17 protein-coding genes and 1 tRNA gene are annotated in these 16,786 nt (G+C 66.9%); 10 read left to right on the top strand and 8 right to left on the bottom strand.

What is annotated here, in order from left to right; all coding sequences use genetic code 11:
- Positions 1–95: 95 nt before the first annotated feature.
- Genes DEM25_RS04500 through DEM25_RS04490 form a run of 3 tightly spaced genes read left to right on the top strand, consistent with a single transcriptional unit; the run spans position 96 to position 2,333 of the window.
- Complete coding sequence (locus DEM25_RS04500) at positions 96–1,019, top strand: sulfite exporter TauE/SafE family protein (RefSeq protein WP_109766890.1); 924 nt, start codon at positions 96–98, stop codon at positions 1,017–1,019.
- A 1-nt stretch (position 1,020) separates the two neighbouring features.
- The gene (locus DEM25_RS04495) at positions 1,021–1,866 is read left to right on the top strand and encodes a TIGR02186 family protein (protein ID WP_109766889.1); all 846 of its coding nucleotides are present in this window, start codon (positions 1,021–1,023) and stop codon (positions 1,864–1,866) included.
- Positions 1,867–1,868: 2 nt separating this feature from the next.
- Complete coding sequence (locus tag DEM25_RS04490) at positions 1,869–2,333, top strand: DUF3429 domain-containing protein (RefSeq protein ID WP_109766888.1); 465 nt, start codon at positions 1,869–1,871, stop codon at positions 2,331–2,333.
- 6 nt (positions 2,334–2,339) lie between these two features.
- Here the strand turns inward: DEM25_RS04490 and pdeM are convergent, their stop codons facing one another.
- Positions 2,340–3,047 (bottom strand): ligase-associated DNA damage response endonuclease PdeM, encoded by a 708-nt coding sequence (gene pdeM, locus DEM25_RS04485; RefSeq protein WP_439650663.1) that lies wholly within the window; start codon positions 3,045–3,047, stop codon positions 2,340–2,342.
- Positions 3,048–3,058: 11 nt separating this feature from the next.
- Entirely contained in the window at positions 3,059–5,608 is a 2,550-nt protein-coding gene (locus DEM25_RS04480; protein ID WP_109766886.1) for a ligase-associated DNA damage response DEXH box helicase, read from the bottom strand.
- 77 nt (positions 5,609–5,685) lie between these two features.
- Here DEM25_RS04480 and DEM25_RS04475 point away from each other — a divergent pair, with 77 nt between their 5' ends.
- The 3 genes from DEM25_RS04475 (at position 5,686) to DEM25_RS04465 (ending at position 8,930) form a co-directional block, all read left to right on the top strand.
- A complete protein-coding gene (locus DEM25_RS04475) occupies positions 5,686–6,696 on the top strand; it encodes a ligase-associated DNA damage response exonuclease (protein ID WP_109766885.1) in 1,011 nt (336 codons plus the stop codon).
- Between the two features lie 172 nt (positions 6,697–6,868).
- The gene (locus tag DEM25_RS04470; protein ID WP_109766884.1) at positions 6,869–8,602 is read left to right on the top strand and encodes a cisplatin damage response ATP-dependent DNA ligase; all 1,734 of its coding nucleotides are present in this window, start codon (positions 6,869–6,871) and stop codon (positions 8,600–8,602) included.
- 61 nt (positions 8,603–8,663) lie between these two features.
- Positions 8,664–8,930 carry a DUF6460 domain-containing protein gene (locus DEM25_RS04465; protein WP_109766883.1) on the top strand — a complete coding sequence of 89 codons (267 nt, stop codon included), beginning with the start codon at positions 8,664–8,666 and terminating at the stop codon, positions 8,928–8,930.
- Here DEM25_RS04465 and DEM25_RS04460 read toward each other — a convergent pair.
- A complete protein-coding gene (locus DEM25_RS04460; protein WP_109766882.1) occupies positions 8,890–9,834 on the bottom strand; it encodes a histone deacetylase family protein in 945 nt (314 codons plus the stop codon). The two genes, DEM25_RS04465 and DEM25_RS04460, sit on opposite strands and share 41 nt — an antisense overlap.
- 106 nt (positions 9,835–9,940) lie before the next feature.
- Between DEM25_RS04460 and DEM25_RS04455 the strand changes: the two genes are divergently transcribed.
- Complete coding sequence (locus tag DEM25_RS04455) at positions 9,941–11,287, top strand: MATE family efflux transporter (RefSeq protein WP_109766881.1); 1,347 nt, start codon at positions 9,941–9,943, stop codon at positions 11,285–11,287.
- Positions 11,288–11,289: 2 nt separating this feature from the next.
- On the opposite strand, the gene DEM25_RS04450 is transcribed toward DEM25_RS04455, so the two are convergent.
- Both DEM25_RS04450 and DEM25_RS04445 read right to left on the bottom strand, forming a co-directional pair.
- On the bottom strand, positions 11,290–12,384 hold the full coding sequence (locus DEM25_RS04450) for a quinone-dependent dihydroorotate dehydrogenase (protein ID WP_120222632.1): 1,095 nt from the start codon (positions 12,382–12,384) through the stop codon (positions 11,290–11,292).
- Positions 12,384–12,731, bottom strand: a complete 348-nt coding sequence (locus DEM25_RS04445) for a DUF952 domain-containing protein (RefSeq protein WP_109767734.1) — start codon at positions 12,729–12,731, stop codon at positions 12,384–12,386. Before DEM25_RS04445 ends, DEM25_RS04450 begins: the two co-directional genes overlap by 1 nt.
- Before the next feature lie 151 nt (positions 12,732–12,882).
- Between DEM25_RS04445 and DEM25_RS04440 the strand changes: the two genes are divergently transcribed.
- Positions 12,883–13,284 carry a hypothetical protein gene (locus tag DEM25_RS04440; RefSeq protein ID WP_109767839.1) on the top strand — a complete coding sequence of 134 codons (402 nt, stop codon included), beginning with the start codon at positions 12,883–12,885 and terminating at the stop codon, positions 13,282–13,284.
- Positions 13,285–13,289: 5 nt separating this feature from the next.
- On the opposite strand, the gene DEM25_RS04435 is transcribed toward DEM25_RS04440, so the two are convergent.
- Positions 13,290–14,354 carry a Gfo/Idh/MocA family protein gene (locus tag DEM25_RS04435; protein WP_109767735.1) on the bottom strand — a complete coding sequence of 355 codons (1,065 nt, stop codon included), beginning with the start codon at positions 14,352–14,354 and terminating at the stop codon, positions 13,290–13,292.
- Between the two features lie 184 nt (positions 14,355–14,538).
- On the opposite strand from DEM25_RS04435, the gene DEM25_RS04430 reads away from it, so the two are divergent.
- Positions 14,539–14,613: transfer RNA gene (locus DEM25_RS04430), tRNA-Phe, on the top strand.
- A 134-nt stretch (positions 14,614–14,747) separates the two neighbouring features.
- Positions 14,748–15,215 (top strand): hypothetical protein, encoded by a 468-nt coding sequence (locus DEM25_RS04425; RefSeq protein WP_109767736.1) that lies wholly within the window; start codon positions 14,748–14,750, stop codon positions 15,213–15,215.
- Between the two features lie 19 nt (positions 15,216–15,234).
- Here the strand turns inward: DEM25_RS04425 and DEM25_RS04420 are convergent, their stop codons facing one another.
- Both DEM25_RS04420 and DEM25_RS04415 read right to left on the bottom strand, forming a co-directional pair.
- On the bottom strand, positions 15,235–15,807 hold the full coding sequence (locus DEM25_RS04420; RefSeq protein ID WP_109767737.1) for a nucleotidyltransferase family protein: 573 nt from the start codon (positions 15,805–15,807) through the stop codon (positions 15,235–15,237).
- Positions 15,804–16,754, bottom strand: a complete 951-nt coding sequence (locus DEM25_RS04415; RefSeq protein WP_158585161.1) for an XdhC family protein — start codon at positions 16,752–16,754, stop codon at positions 15,804–15,806. Before DEM25_RS04415 ends, DEM25_RS04420 begins: the two co-directional genes overlap by 4 nt.
- Positions 16,755–16,786: the final 32 nt, after the last annotated feature.

Raw genomic sequence — 16,786 nt, 5'->3', positions numbered from 1 at the left:
CCTTCCGATTGACTCGCCACCATGCCCGGCGCATGACGGAGCGAGCCCCCGCCTTGTCGCGCGGTGCGGCCAACCCGTCCGCTCTGGAGTGAACCGTGGCGCTGTATCTGCCGATCGCCGAAATGTCCGTGAACATTCTTGTTCTTTTGGGCATGGGTGCGGCGGTCGGCTTCCTGTCGGGCATGTTCGGCGTCGGCGGCGGCTTTCTGATCACGCCGCTCCTCATCTTCTACAATATCCCTCCTGCCGTGGCGGTCGCCACCGGCGCCAACCAGATCGTCGCCTCCTCGGTCTCCGGCGTCCTGTCGCATCTCAAGCGCGGCGGCGTCGACTTCAAGCTGGGCGCGGTGCTTCTCGCCGGCGGCCTGATCGGATCGACGATGGGCGTCTACGTCTACTCCTTGCTGCGCGGCATTGGCCAGCTCGATCTGATCGTCTCCATCCTCTACGTCGTCTTCCTGGGCACGGTCGGTGGCCTGATGCTGTTCGAGAGCGTCAGGGCGCTGCGCCGCGCGCGCTCGGGCGAGGTGGTGTCGCTGCGCCGGCCGGGCCAGCACACCTGGGTGCACAAACTGCCATTCAAGATGCGGTTCAAGACATCGCGGCTCTATGTCAGTGTCATCCCGGTACTCGGTCTTGGCGCGGTGATCGGCATGCTGGCGGCCATCATGGGAGTCGGCGGCGGCTTCATCATGGTGCCGGCCATGATCTACCTGCTCAAGGTGCCGACCAATGTCGTCATCGGCACCTCGCTGTTCCAGATCATCTTCGTGGCCGCCTATACGACCGTCGTCCAGGCGGTGACCAACCAGACCGTCGACGTGATGCTGGCGCTGCTGCTGATGATCGGCGGCGTCGCCGGCGCGCAATATGGCGCCCGTGCCGGCCAGCGCCTGCGCGGCGAGCAGCTGCGCGCCATGCTCGCCATTCTGGTTCTCTTGGTGGCGCTGCGTCTGGCCTATACGCTCTTCATCGTCCCCGACGAACTGTTCACGCTGACCGTCGGCGGGGTGCTTTGAGATGGGCCTGCGCCGCGCCGTCATCCTCGTCGCCCTCGCAGCAGGGCTGACCGGCACTCCGGCAGCGGCGCAGGAAGCGGCGCCGGTCGGCGACACCGATGCGGCGGCCGCGGCCAACGCCGCCGAGCAGGCGCGGGTGCCCGAGCGCATCGAGATCGGCCTGTCGACCGAAACCGTCGCCATCACCTCCGATTTCACCGGTCAGGCCCTGACGATCTTCGGCGCGATCGACAATGTCGATCCGCTCGTCCACCGGCAGGGCCGCTACGACATCTTCGTTATCCTGGAAGGACCGCGATCGGAGCTGGTCGCGCGCCGCAAGGACCGCGTGTTCGGCATCTGGATGAATGTCGAAAGCCAGTCCTTCGACAACACGCCGCAATCCTATCTGATCGCGTCGACCCGGCTGGCGCGCGACATCACGAGCCTGGACACGCTGGCACGTCTTTCGCTCGGCGTCGGACAGATCCGCGTCCAGCCGCACCCCGACAAGAAACAGGCCCGCGAAGTCGAGCAGTTCACCTCTGCCTTGAGGCGCCTCAAACGCGGTGACGGTCTTTATCAAGAGTTTCCCGGCGGCGTGCGGTTCATCTCGCAATCGCTGTTTCGCGCCGAGTTGGCCCTGCCGGCCAACGTTCCGCTCGGCCAGCACCGCGCCCGCGCCTATCTGTTCCGCAACGGCGAGCTGGTGGGCCAGACCGAGGCGCCGCTGCGCATCGCCAAGGCCGGTTTCGAGTATGCCGTGTCCGACTTTGCCCGAACCCAATCGCTCTATTATGGTCTGACCTCGGTGCTGCTGGCCCTGTTCGTCGGCTGGCTGGGCCGCATCGTCTTCAGGAAGGACTGACCATGGTCGAGGACGAGGATGCCGAACAGATCGCCAGCCGCGCCCCGTTCATGCTGGCGCTTCTGGGTTTTGTGCCGTTCGCCGTCCTGACCGGCGCGCAGTTCGTGCCAGGCGCGACCCTGGCCCAGACGCTCGGCCTGACCGCGCTCAACGTCTATGCGGCGATCATATTGTCGTTTCTGGGCGGCATTCGCTGGGGCATGGTGGTCAATGCGCCCGATCAGCAGGCCGTCATTCCCGTCTTCCTTCTGTCAGTCGTTCCATCGCTCTGGGCCTGGGCGGCGTTTTTCGCGCCCGGCCCATGGGGCTTCGTCATGTATGCGATCGGCTTTGCGGCCATGGGCTGGTGGGATCGTGCGCTGGTCGCGCGCGGCGAAGCGCCGGCCTGGTTCGGCCTGTTGCGGGCGACGCTGACGCTGCTCGTCGCGCCGACGATGCTGCTGGCGGCGCTGTCGCGGATCATCTGAAGCCGATCAGCCGATCAGGTCGCGCCATCCGATCGGATAGATGCGGTCTGTGCCCTGCATGTAGGCGCGGAAGGCGCCGAGATCGAACAGCCCGCTGAGCGCCCTGTCGCGCACGTTCAGCCCGCCCGTATAGACGCCGAAGGCCGGCATGATCAGCCGCGCGCCGTCCGACGCGAAACAGGACCGGCGCACCGTCTTGCCGCGCCCGCGCAGGATCGCCGCCGGATGGTAATGGCCCGAGACTTCGCAGCCGGGATGGCCGTGTTGCGCGATGTGGCGGAAGGTGACCGCGCCGGCGGCCAGACTGTCGACGCTGTCGCCCGGCATGTTCGCCGGCGGCGACGGGTCGTGATTGCCGGTCACCCAGATCATGGTGCGCCCGGCGCAAAGCGCTTCGATCGCGTTCGCCGTGTCGGCAGACAGGCGTTCGCTGGCCTCATCATCGTGAAAGCTGTCGCCCAGGCTGACGATGATGGCCGGCTCGTATTTGGCGACCAGCGCGGCAAGCCGGGCCAGCGTCGCCGGCGTGTCATAGGGCGGCAGGAAGATGCGCCGCCGCGCGAACGACGCTCCTTTTTCAAGATGCAGATCGGACACGACAAGCATCCGCGTGTCCGGAAAAAAGGCGATGCCCGCCGGATCGAGCAGCACGCGCTCGCCGCCGAAATCGATCGTCAGCGCCTCGCCGGCCTGCATCATCTGCGGTGTTTTCAGGGCCGGTCGCATCAGTCCAGCATGTCCTCGCCCATCGCCTCGCGCACCAGCGCCTCGGTTGCCAACGCCTTTTCGGCCATCAGCGCGTCGCCGGTTTCCGAACTGATCACCGGCTCCTTGCCGATCTCCAGCATCACCGGCACCGCCAGCGGCGAAATCCGGTCCAGCCCCTTATGCACGATTCGCCCCTTGATGCGAGCCAGCAGCGCGTTCACCCGGCCGACATCGAGATAGCCGGCCCGCGCATCGTTGCGGGTTGCCTGCAGCAGGATGTGGTCCGGCTCGTGCGTGCGCAGCACGTCGTAGATCAGGTCGGTCGAGACGGTGACCTGCCGGCCGGTCTTCTCCTTGCCCGGATGGCGCTTGTCGATCAGCCCGGCGATCAGCGCGCAATAGCGGAACGAGCGCTTGAAGACGAAACTCTCGTCGAGCCAGGCCTCCAGATCGTCGCCCAGCATGTCCTGCGCGAACAATTCGGTCAGCGACAGGTCGCCCCGTCCTATCATCGCACCCATGTCTTTCAGGCCCCAGATCGCCACGGCATAGTCGGAGGCGACGAAGCCGATCGGCCGCGCCTTGGCGCGTTCCAGCCGCCGCGTCAGCAGCATGCACAGCGTCTGGTGCGCAAGCCGCCCCTCGAACGGGTAGGCGACCATGTAGAAGCGCTCGCCGCGGGGAAAGGTCTCGACCAGCATGTCGTCGGCGCCGGGCACCACCGAATTCTGCTTCTGGTAGCCGAGCCATTCGGAGACCTGCGGGGGCAGCCGATGCCATTGCGCCGGGTCGGCCAGCATCTTGCGCACCTGGGCCGACAGATAGGTCGTGGTCGGGAATTTGCCGCCCATATAGGCGGGCACTTTTGCTTCAAGGGTCGGCGCGTTGGAGGCAAACGCCTCGCTCTGGCGGATGCCCTCGAAGCGCAGTACTTTGCCGGCAAACAGGAACGTGTCGCCATAGACAAGCTGTTCGAGAAAGATCTCCTCGATCTTACCGAGCACGCGCCCGCCGCGCCCCTTGCCGCCGGCACCCGGCCGCACCAGCCGCACGATCAGCTCCGGCGCGGCGACGATGGTGCCGGCGTTCAGCCGGTATTGCTGGGCGACGGCCGGGTGCGCGATGCGCCAAGTGCCGTCTTTCGTCTGCTTGATCTTGGCATAGCGCTCATAGGATTGCAGCGCATAGCCGCCATGGGCGACGAAATGGACGCAACGGTCGAAGGTCCGACGGTCGAGGTCCGCATAAGGCGCAGCGCCCGTCACTTCGGCATAAAGAGCGTCGGCATCGAACGGCGCCGAACATGCCATGCCCAGAATATGCTGGCACAGAACGTCGAGCGCGCCCGGCTCGATCGGCGGCGTGTCCTGCGCGCCCAGATAGTTGGCATCGAGCGCGGCCTGGCATTCCATCACCTCGAACCGGTTGGCCGGCACGAGGATTGCCTTGGACGGTTCGTCCATCCGGTGGTTGGCGCGGCCGATCCGCTGCGCCAGCCGGCTGGCGCCCTTGGGCGAACCGACATGGACGACCAGATCGACATCGCCCCAGTCGATGCCCAGATCGAGCGTCGAGGTGGCGACGACCGCGCGCAGCGCGCTCTGGCCCATCGCCGCTTCGACGCGCCGCCTTTGCCCGACATCGAGGGAACCGTGATGCAAGGCGATCGGCAGGCTGTCCTCGTTCAGCGTCCACAACGCCTGGAAGATCAGCTCGGCCTGGCTGCGCGTATTGACGAAGATCAGCGTCGTGCCGTGCGCCTTGATCGCCTCATAGACGTCCGGCAGCGCATAGCGCGCCGAATGGCCGGACCAGGGAATGCGGTCGTCGGACTTCAAAATGGTGATCTCGGGCGTCGCCCCGCCATCGACGGTGATCAGTTCGGACAGGGCGTCCGCGCCGGAGGCCCGCCGCACCAGCCACCGCCGCAACTCGTCCGGTTCGGCCACGGTCGCCGAAAGGCCGATCGTCTGGAGTTCCGGTTGCAGCATCCGCAATCGCGCCAGACCGAGCGAAAGCAACTGCCCGCGCTTGGAGGTAACCAGCGAATGCAACTCGTCGAAGATCACATAGCGCAGATCGGCAAAGAACCGGTCGGCATCCTTGTGCGACAACAGCAGCGCCACCTGTTCGGGCGTTGTCAGCAAGATGTCGGGCGGCGCCAGCTTCTGGCGCTGGCGCTTGGAGGCGGGCGTGTCGCCGGTGCGGGTTTCGATGGTGACCGGCAGGTCCATCTCGCCCACGGGCACGCCGAGATTGCGTTCGATATCGACGGCGAGCGCCTTCAGCGGCGAGATATAGAGCGTGTGGACGCCCGGCCTGATCGAGCCCGGCTTCGGCTTGCCGCGCCGCGCCAGATCGGTCAGCGCGGGCAGGAACCCGGCCAGCGTCTTGCCGGCGCCGGTCGGCGCGATCAAAAGCGTCGACAGCCCCGCCTCGGCCTTGGCCAGAAGCTCCAATTGATGCGCGCGCGGCTGCCAGCCCTTGGTCGCGAACCAGTCGACGAAAGGTCTGGGCAGGGCAAACATGTCGGCCTGCGCCGGCCGCGATGTGTCGATGACGCTCATTGGCGGGGAGATTAGCGTTCCCGAAAAGTTCTGCAATGCGCCTTGCGTGAAAAAGGTCGGCATCTATCTTGCGGAGCATGAAACCCGACAAGCTGCTGCACCCGACCGACAAGGGGCTCTATTGCCCGCCGGGCGACTTTTTCATCGACCCGGTCAAGCCGGTCGATCGTGCGCTGATCACCCATGGCCATGCCGACCATGCCCGCGCCGGCCACGCCCACGTGATGGCCACACGTGAAACACTCGACATTATGGGCATCCGCTACGGGGAGAATTTCGCCGGCGCCACGCAGGAGGCGACGCTCGGCAAAGCGGTCACCATCAACGGCGTCACCGTCTCGTTCCACCCGGCCGGTCATGTGCTCGGTTCGGCGCAGATCGCCGTCGAGGCCGGTGGCACCCGCATCGTCGCCTCGGGCGACTACAAGCGCCGCGCCGATCCCACTTGCGCGGGCTTCGAAGTGGTGCCCTGCGATGTCTTCATCACCGAAGCGACCTTCGGGCTGCCGGTCTTCATCCATCCCGACGATGGCGGCGAGATCGCGCGGCTGCTCGACAGCGTCGCGCGCTTCCCTGAGCGGGCGCATCTGGTCGGCGCCTACGCGCTCGGCAAGGCGCAGCGGGTCATCGCGCTGATCCGCAAGGCCGGATACGCCGAGACCATCTTCATTCACGGCGCGATGGAAAAGCTCTGCACCTACTATCGGAGGCAGGGCATCGATCTCGGTCCGTTGGCGCCGGCGACCATCGACAAGGGCGCCAGGGACCAGTTTGCCGGCAAGATCATTGTCGGGCCGCCCTCGGCCTTCGCCGACAAATGGGCGCGGCGCTTTCCCGATCCGGTGGCCTGTTTCGCCTCGGGCTGGATGCGCGTGCGCCAGCGGGCCAAGCAGCGCGGCGTCGAACTGCCGCTGATCCTGTCGGATCATTCGGACTGGGACGAACTGACCCAGACCATCCGGGATACCGGCGCCTCCGAGGTCTGGGTGACCCATGGCCGCGAGGAGGCGCTGGTACGCTGGTGCGAGCTTTCTCAGATCAGGGCCAAACCGCTCAATCTGGTCGGCTATGAGGACGAGGCGGAGTGATGGTTCGGCTTTGCCCCACCCTTCATCCCTCCCCACAAGGGGGAGGGAAGACAGGAGCACCGCATCGGTCGGACCGATATTCGGTCCAGGCTCGAATTGTGAGCCAATGTGGCGGTATGTCGAAGTCTTCCCTCCCCCTTGTGGGGAGGGATGAAGGGTGGGGGTTATTGCCATGAAACCCTTCGCCGCCCTCCTCGACGCCCTTGTTCTCACGCCATCGCGCAACGCCAAGCTCCGGCTGATCGTCGATTACATAGCCGCGACCCCCGATCCCGATCGCGGCTATGCGATCGCCGCCATCACCCGCGATCTCGACATTCCCTCGGTCAAGCCGGCGATGATCCGCGCGCTGGTCGAGGCGCGGGTCGATCCGGTCCTGTTCGGCTATTCCTACGATTTCGTCGGCGACCTGGCCGAGACGGTGTCCCTGATCTGGCCGGCTGAGGAAGAGCGCCCGTCACCCTCCCCCTTGAGGGGAGGGTCGATGCGCAGCGTCGGGGTGGGGGTAAGCGATGGTGAAGAACCCCCACCCGGTTCGGCTCACTTGCGCGATCCTCACCGACCTCCCCTCAAGGGGGAGGTGAAGAATGCGGACCTCCCCCTCGCCACCATCGTCGAAACCCTCCAAATCTCCTCCCGCTCGGACGGGCCGCGGCTGGTCGAGCGCTGGCTCGACGCGCTCGATCCGCCCGGCCGTTACGCGCTGTTGAAGCTGATCACCGGCGGCATGCGCATCGGCGTTTCGTCGAGGCTGGTCAAGCAGGCGCTGGCCGATTTCGGCGGTAAGGACGTCACCGAGATCGAGGAACTCTGGCACGGGCTCGCCATCCCCTATACGAACCTGTTCGCATGGCTCGACGGCACCGGACCCAAGCCCGAAAGCGCCGCCGCCGCGCCGTTCCGGCCCGTCATGTTGGCCAACCCGGCCGATACCGAAGACCTCGCCCGCTACGATCCGGCCGACTATTGCGCCGAATGGAAATGGGACGGCATCCGCGTGCAGGCGACCGCCGAAAAGGGCGTCGCGCGCATCTATTCGCGCACCGGCGACGACATTTCCCGCTCTTTTCCCGATCTTCTTGCCGCGATGGATTTCGAAGGCTCGATCGACGGCGAACTGCTGGTCGGCCATTTCGAGGATGGCGCGATCCGCCCCGGCACGTTCGGCGATCTCCAGCAGCGCCTCAACCGAAAGACCGTCTCGGCCAAACAGCAGGCGAAATTCCCGGCCTTCGTGCGCGCTTACGATCTCCTGCAGGAGGGCGGGGACGATTTGCGGCCGCTGCCGTTCGAGACCCGCCGCGCCCGGCTTGAAGCCTTTGTCGCGACGTTGCCGGCCGACCGGTTCGACCTGTCGCCGCTCGTGCCGTTCAAGATCTGGGAGGAGGTCGCGGCAAAGCGCAACGCGCCGCCGGCCCCGATCATCGAGGGATTGATGCTCAAGCGCCGGGACAGCATCTACGTCCCTGGCCGGCCCAAGGGGCCATGGTTCAAGTTCAAGCGCGATCCTTTCCTGATCGATGCGGTGCTGATGTATGCGCAGCGCGGCCACGGCAAGCGGTCGAGCTTTTATTCCGACTATACGTTCGGCGTCTGGACCGGCGAAGCCGACGACCCCGCGCTCGTGCCGGTCGGCAAGGCCTATTTCGGCTTCACCGACGAGGAACTCAAACAGATCGACAAGTTCGTGCGCGACAACACGGTTGAGCGTTTCGGCCCGGTGCGGTCGGTGCGCGCCGAGCCCGATCACGGGCTGGTGCTGGAAGTCGCATTCGAGGGGTTGAACCGCTCGACACGCCACAAATCCGGCGTCGCCATGCGTTTTCCGCGCATCTCGCGCCTCAGATGGGACAAGCCGCCCTTCGAGGCCGACCGGCTCGAAACGCTTGAAGCGATGCTCGACTGACGCCCTTGCGGTTGCCGCATTTGCCGCTTAGGTCCGCTCTCGAACAACGGAGCACGGGCGCATGAACACACGTCAGGTCCTTGGCGACACGGTCGGTCGAACGGTCATCAAGCTGGTGGTGGTGTCGTTTCTGGTCGGCGCGGTGATGAATGTCTTCGGCCTCGCGCCGCTCGACATCTGGTGGGGCCTGCGCGACTTCGCCGTCAATCTGTGGCAAAGCGGCTGGGCGGCGCTCGGCCGTTTCGGCGACTGGCTGATCCTCGGCGCCAGCATCGTCATTCCGCTCTTTATCCTCGCGCGGCTTTTGAGCTACCGGTCGGAACGCTGAACGAAAACTCGTCGGCGACATGGTGCAGCAGCGCATGCCGGCGTGCCAGCGCGTCGACATCGCGCGAATAGCCGCCGCCGATCACGCCACATACGGGAATGCCGCGCATGCGGAAATGGCTGATCACCATCCGTTCGCGCCGCTCGATGCCATGGTTCGTCAGCGCCAGCCGGCCCAGCCGGTCCTCGCCATGCACGTCGACGCCGGCATTGTAGAAGACGATATCGGGTGACGGAGCACGGACCCGCAGTTCCTCGAGCACCAGCGCCAGCGTTTTGAGATAGGCTGAATCGCCGACTCCGTCCGGCAGGCCGAGGTCGAAGTCGGAGGCCTTCTTGCGCACCGGATAGTTTTTCTCGGCATGGATCGATGCGGTGAAGACGCGTGCGTCGGCGGCGAAGATCTCCGCCGTGCCGTCGCCCTGGTGAACGTCGAGATCGAGCACCAGCGCGCTGGAAATCTCGCCGTCGGCAAGCAGCAGCCGCGCGGCAACCGCGACATCGTTGAACGTGCAGAAGCCGGCGCCCTGGGCATGGCGGGCATGATGGCTGCCGCCCGCCGTGTTGCAGGCAATGCCGTGTTCCAGCGCCAACCGCGCGGCCAGTACCGTGCCGGTCGTTGCGCATTGCGCGCGCAGCGAGGTGCGTTTCGTCACCTCGAAACCGATCTCGCGTTCGATCGCGCGCGGCACGTCGAACGCATAGACCTGATCCACGTAAGTGTCGTCATGGGCCAGCTTGACCCAGTCGCGCGGCGCCGGCGCGGGCACGATGAAGGTGCCGGGCGCGGCCAGCCCGTCCTCGATGAGCACTTCGGCCAGACGCGCATATTTGCCCATCGGAAACCGGTGCTCGGGATCGAACAGCGCGTCATAGGCGGGATTGTGCAGGATCGGCAGCGGCATTGTTCCGCAGGTAAGCATCGCATGGCCGAAGTCAAACTGTCGGCAGCCTTGTCACCGATACAATTGTCGGCTTGTCCGGCAGCATCCCATCGGGCAGGGCATGGCAATGTCCGCACTTGATCCGGCCCGGAGCAAAGACGCCTCGGAATTCGAGGTCACAAATCGCATGGTGTTCGCCATCGCCGTGCCGATGACGCTCGCCTATCTGACGACGCCACTGCTCGGCATTGTCGACACGGCGGTGGTCGGCCAGTTCGGCGACGCAGCGCTCATCGGCGGCCTGGCGATCGGCGCCATCCTGTTCGATGTCGTCTTCATCATGTTCAATTTTCTGCGCATGGGCACGACCGGTCTCGTCGCCCAGGCGGTCGGGCGCGGCGACGCAACCGAGCAGCAGGCCGTCTTCTGGCGCGCGGTGCTGATCGCACTCGTCGGCGGGCTGCTTCTGCTGCCGCTCGCGCCGGTCATCCGCGACGTCGGCCTGTGGTTCATGGCGCCGGGCGATGCAGTGGCCGAGGCAACGCGCACCTATGTGACGATCCGCTTCCTCGCCGCGCCGTTCACTTTGGTCAACTATGCGGTCCTTGGCCTGCTGCTGGGACAGGCGCGGGCCGTCGCGGCGCTGATCGTTCAGTCGCTGATCAACGGCATCAACATCGTCCTGTCGATCGCGCTCGGCCTCTGGCTGGAATGGAACGTTGCCGGCGTCGCCTGGGCGACCGTCATCGGCGAAAGTGTCGTCGCCATCGGCGCCCTCGTCTGGCTGTGGCGCGGCTTCGACAGGCGCCATGCCCCGTCCCGGGCGCGCATCCTCGACCGGCCGTCCTTCCTCGCGCTGATCGTCCTCAACCGCGACATCATGATCCGCTCCTTCGCCCTGGTCGCCAGTTTCGCGCTGTTCACGCGCATCGGCGCGCAGTTCGGCGCGGTCACGCTGGCGGCCAACGCCATCCTGATGAATTTCTTCTTCATCGCCGGCTACTATCTGGACGGTTTCGCCGTTGCCGCCGAACAGCTGGTCGGGCGCGCCGTCGGCGGCCGCCATCCGAAGCCGTTCTGGCGCGCTGTCCGGCTGACGGCGTTTTGGGGGTTCGTGCTGGCCGGCTTCACGACGCTGGTCGTGCTGGTGGCCGGCAACTGGTTCATCGAGATCATGACCACGGCCCAAGAGGTGCGGGCCGAGGCGCGCATCTTCCTTGTCTGGGCGGCCTTTACCGCCATCGCCGGCGTCCTCGCCTTCCAGATGGACGGCGTCTATATCGGCGCGACATGGTCGGTCGACATGCGCAACATGATGCTGCTGTCGCTGGCCGTCTTCATCGCCGCCGGCTACGGGCTGACGCCGGTCTTCGGCAATCACGGTCTGTGGTTCGCGCTCAACCTGTTTCTGGGCCTGCGCGGGTTGACGCTGCTGGCGATCCTGCCGTCGCGCGCGCGGCGCGTCTTCGGCTGAACCTATTGCGGCGGGATCGGTTTCGACGCCCAGTCCTCGACCTTGAGATCGCGCAGATCGCCGATCCGGTCGGCGCCGCGCGCGTCGAGTGCGTCCGAAAGGCCTGCGCAGATGCGCCCGGCGATCGTCGGACCGCGATAGATCATGCCCGTATAGAGCTGCACCAGATCGGCGCCCGCCTCGATCTTGGCGAGCGCCGTTTCCGCGCTGTCGACACCGCCCACGCCGATCAGGGCGAGATCCGGCCCGGCGCGCTGGCGCGCTTTGGCCAGCACGATGGTCGAGCGCTCGAACAGGGGCGCGCCGGACAACCCGCCCGCCTCGCCCGGATCGTCGGAAATCCCGGCCCGCGACAGGGTCGTGTTGGAGACGATCATCCCGTCGATCGCCTTGTCGAGCACCTCGGCGACGATGTCGTCGAGATCGGCCTCGGTGATGTCCGGTGCGATCTTCAAAAGGACCGGCACGCGCCGGCCCGTCTCCTCGATCTGCCTCATGCGCGCTTCGCCGACGCGCGCCAGAAGATCGGCTAGCGCGCCGCGCGTCTGCAGATCGCGCAGTCCCGGCGTGTTGGGCGAGGAGATGTTGACCGTGAAATAGGCGGCGAGCGCATAGAACCGCTCGAGCCCGGCCACATAGTCGGCGGCCTTGTCGTCGGTATCCTTGTTGGCGCCGATATTGACGCCGACGATCCCCGTGTCGTGCCGCGCATCGAGCCGGTGCCAGGCCGCGCCGTGACCGTCATTGTTGAAGCCCAGCCGGTTGATGACGGCGCGGTCCCCGGTCAGCCGGAAGATGCGCGGTTTGGAGTTGCCCGGCTGGGCGCGCGGCGTCACCGTGCCGATCTCGGTAAAGCCGAAACCGAGCCTGAGAAGCGCGTCGGGCACCTCGGCATTCTTGTCGAACCCGGCGGCGACGCCGAGCGGATTGGGAAAGGCGACGCCCGCCATCGCAACGGCCAAACGCGGATCGGCATCGGCGGGGCGTGCGGGCAGCGATCCCGACTTCAGCCCCTTGATCGCCAGCCCGTGCGCCGTCTCCGGGTCGAAGCGGAACATCAGCCAGCGCCCGAGCCGATCGGTCAGGCGATCGCGCATCACGCGTCCATTTGCGGGAAGATGTGCGCGCCGTCATCGCCCAACGGCAGCGGTCGCACCCAGGCGACATGGGTCAGGTCGAGCGGCGCGTAAAGATGCGGAAACAGCGCCCCGCCGCGCGAGACGTCATGTCTGAGAGCCGCGCCCAGCGCTTCGGCGCGCACCGCGACCAGAAGGAGATCGTTTTGCCCGGCAAAGTGCTTGGCGGCGGTCTCCCGCGCCTGGTCGGCGGTCGAGAAATGAATGTAGCCGTCCGCCAGATCGATCGGCGCGCCGGCAAAGACACCATCGGCCTCGGCTTTGGCCCATTGCGCCCGCGTCGCGATCTTGTAGATGAGCGTGCCCATGCCGACCCTTTAGACCGGTCGCCGTGCCGGCGGAAGACCGGCTTGCGTTCCGCCGCGCCTTGTCCACCGGCCATCACAAATTCCGCGCAATGTCGTGGGAAACAAAGCGGCAAAGGGACATGCCGGCCGCGCACCGGCCAAGGAGGAACAGATGAGAGCAATGATCATCGGCGGCAGCCTTGCCGCCCTGACCGTCATGGCGGGCCCGGTGGCCGCCGACGCGGGCCGCTATGTGATGGAACCGACCGAGGACGGTTTCGTGCGCATGGACACCGAGACCGGCGAGATGTCGGTCTGCGCGCTGGAAGGCGACGAGGTGGTGTGCCGGCTGGGCGCCGACGAGCGCGCCGCCTTCTTCGATGCGCTGGACGCTCTCGAAGCGCGGGTCGCGGTACTTGAGCGGCGGCTCAATTCCGGCGCCGGATCGGCGATCGAGCGCGACGGCCTGCCCGATCCCGAGGAGTTCGAGCGCGGTCTTGGCTATATGGAAGAGTTCATGCGCCGCTTCATGGGCATCGTGGAGGAATTCGAGGGCGCACCCGACCGGACCTGACGCGATCAGTTCTCCGGCGGGGCGGCCAGCACCTGTTCGATGATTGCAAGCACTGCCGCGCTGTCGGACAGCGGCATCGCCGGATGGGCGGTCTCACCGCGGGCGATGGCCGCCTGCACGGCGGCGGCCTGGAAGTTCAGCCCGCGCGAGGGACGGGCGAAATCCATGACCGTACGGCCGGGCATGGGCAAACGCCGCGCCAGCTTCTCGCCCCATCCGCGCGGGTCCGGCGTGGTCTCGAGCGGCCTGTCCCACAGCGTCAGCGACGGCCCCGACAGAAAATGCCGGTCGATCCGCAGCGTGCCCGTCTCGCCATAAACGATGAAATCGTTGCGCCCCTCCGCGGCCGGGTCCTCCACGAAACCGACCTTGGCGGTGAACGGCACGCTGCCGCAGGTCAGCGCCACCTCCGCCGCCCGGTCGACGCCGGTCGGCGCGGCCTGCCAGCGTCCCCGCTCAAGCGCGAGTGGCCCCAAAAGAAACGCCGCCAGCGACAGCGGATAGACGCCCAGATCGTGCAGCACCCCACCGCCGCGCGCCGGATCGAACAGGCGGTGCTCCGGATCGAACGGGCGGTGGAACAAGAGGCTGGCTTCGGCACGGCGCACGGTGCCGATCGCGCCATCGTCGATCAGCGCCTTGGCGCGCTGCACGGCCGGCAGGAACCGCGTCCAAAGCGCCTCCATGGCGAACACGCCGGCATTGCGCGCGGCGTCCTCGATGGTGCGCGCCTCGACCGAAGTCATCGCCACCGGCTTTTCGATCAACACCGGCTTGCCCGCCGCGATGGCCCGAAGCGCCTGCGCGCAATGTTCGGTATGGGGCGAGGCGATATAGACCGCATCGACCGCCGGATCGGCGAGAAACGCGTCCGGATCGGCATGCGCCGATGCGAACCCGTGCTTGGCTGAAAAGGCCTGCGCGGTCTCCATCGACCGCGAGCACACCGCTGCGCGGCGCGCGCCCGGCACATGGTCGAGATCGGCGGCGAACTGCGCCGCAATGGCGCCGGTCGCCCAGATGCCCCAGCCAAAGCCGTCCTGTTTGGTGTCGTCGGTCTGTCCCGCCATGATCCGCCCGCCTGATTGGCCTATCGTGGCGCCAGTGTGCGGCAAACCGATCAACAATTCCCCAACGCCGGCGGCCGGCAAAAAAGCGGTTGGGCTCGTCTGGACAGCATCGTATTTGGTGCTATAACCCGCGCGTTCTGAGCGGGCCTCCGGCCCGGCCGATCCTGTGATCGCGAACGCCCGTGCCCGGGTAGCTCAGGGGTAGAGCAGCGGATTGAAAATCCGCGTGTCGGTGGTTCAAATCCGCCCCCGGGCACCATTTCTTCACCAGTCAGGAACCGTCCCGAAGTCCGTAACGGGCTGCGATCGTGCCGTGCTTGCCGCCGGCGCGTTAACCATTTGTCAACCATAAGCTTGAGCGCCGTCGCCAGAGCCGGCACTGTAAGACCGGCAGTGGGCATCGGGACGGTTCGCATGGCGGGGAACATCATCAGCCTGGATCGGGCGCGGCAGGACCGCGCAGCGACCCTCTCGCACGCGGTCTCGGTGGACGAGTTTGCCATCAAGGTTGCCTGCGCGCGCGATCCGATGTTCTGGGTCCGGGTCAAGCGGCCGCTGGGCGGCGATGTTCACGTCACCGATTTCCAGCGCGGCGCGCAAAGCCGCGCGGCTCTGGCCGATGGACTGATCGCGGCCCTTCAAGCCGCCGGTATCGCATTGCCCCGGCGCCTGCGCTTTTCCGACATCGCGCCCATGGGCGCATCCGATCCGCGGTTCCACGGCCGGCTCGCCGAAGCGATCGAGGATGTTCGGATCGCCGCCGATGCGGTCGCCCGCCGCCACGGGGCCGCCCTCCGCGGCCTCGACACCCGCCCAAGGGGCGGCAAGGTGGACGCCGAGGCCCTGTTCGCCGCCCACTGATGCCGCGCGGTCCGGCGCTTCAATCCGTCCCGGCACGCATCCGGTCAAGGTCGGCGACGGTATCGACATCGGCCAGCATGCCCGGCGGAGCCGCGACAAGACGGTCGGGCGGCAGGTCCGCAAGCAGCAAGGCCGCGCCGCGATCGCCCGACAGTTTCGTGAGCGCGTCGATCCGTGTGCCGCCGAAACAGGCGGGCGGCATGGCGCGCGTGCCGTCGGTCGCCGCCGATGGGCTGTCATCGGTGCAGCGGTTCAGCACCGCGCCCATCAGTGCGGCGTTCACCAGCGGCATGTCCGCCAGCGCGACGAGCAGCCGTGTCGCGCCCAGTTGCATGGCGTGCCGGGCGCCGAGCGCCAGGCTCGCCGATTGCGGTGCGTCGGGCCCTTGGATCGTCAGCACGTCGAAATCCTCGAACAGCGCGGCGACCGCAGGGTCGGCGACCACGACCAGCCGGTGATCGAGCGGAACGGCAGCCATGGTTTCCGCCGCATGGGCGCCCAGCGGCCTGCCCCGGAACGATGCCAGGAGCTTGTTTTCGGTGCCGAACCGCGCCGACCGCCCGGCCGCCAGGACAAGGCCGCATCGGCTCATGCGGCGGCTTTGGCGACGGCCAGCACCTCGGCGAGAACCGAGACGGCGAGCGTGCGCGCATCGCGCGCCGAAGGCACCAGCCCGATCGGCCCGTGCAGGCGCTCGCGTGCCTCCGCCGCAACGCCCATCGCCTCGAGTTCGGCCAGGCGCGCATCGCGCGCCCGCTTGCTGCCCTGCGCGCCGATATAGAACGCATCGGTTTCGAGCGCGCTCTCAAGGATCGGCGGTTCCCAGTCGTGATCGTGAAAGAACAGGACCACCGACGACCAGCCGTCCGGAGCGACCCCCGATGGCACGCCCTTGGAGACCAGATGATGCGTGGCGCACCCCGCCGCGCGGCCCGCTTCGAGCGTTTCCTCGTCGGGCGACAGCAAAAGGTTGGGATAGCCTGCGGACTGGACCAGTCCGGCGAATGTGCTGGCTTCGGGCCCCTTGCCGAAGATGAAGAACTGCAGTTCGGGCTCGAACGTGATCGCGAACCGGCCCTTCTCGGACGCAATCGCATCCTCTTGCTCTTCGATCTGCCCGGTCTGGCGGTCGATGACGAGCGTTGCGGGCCGGCGCGCGTCGAGCGTTTCGATCATTCTCGCGAGCGCCTCCTTGTCGGGCCGCGGCACCAGCAGGATTTCAAGCCCGCCGCCGCAGGGAAGCTGGATGTCGATATAGGGCGAACCGCGTCCGTAGAGCACGGTCTTGGGCGTCCCGGTGTCGAGCGTTTCGGCGGCATGGAGCGCCAGATCGGATTCGATGCAGCCCGACGACAGCGTGCCGATACGCATGTCGTCCGCCAGGAACGCCATCACCGCGCCGACCGGGCGGTAGGAGGGGCCTTCGGTGCGGGTGATGACCGCCAGAACGCCGTCCTCTTGCGCCGTCGCCAGTGCGGCCAGCGGCGCGCGGTTGGGCCCGAAATCGAGCGGCGGGACGGTTTGTGCGCGTGTCAGCATGATGCTGGCGATTGTATCGCTTTGCCATCGGG

The organism is Oceaniradius stylonematis (assembly GCF_003149475.2).
Taxonomy (GTDB): Bacteria; Pseudomonadota; Alphaproteobacteria; order Rhizobiales; family Rhizobiaceae; genus Roseitalea; species Roseitalea stylonematis.
The sequence above is the reverse complement of the archived record's forward strand: the minus strand, read 5'-3'. Positions and strand labels throughout refer to the sequence as shown.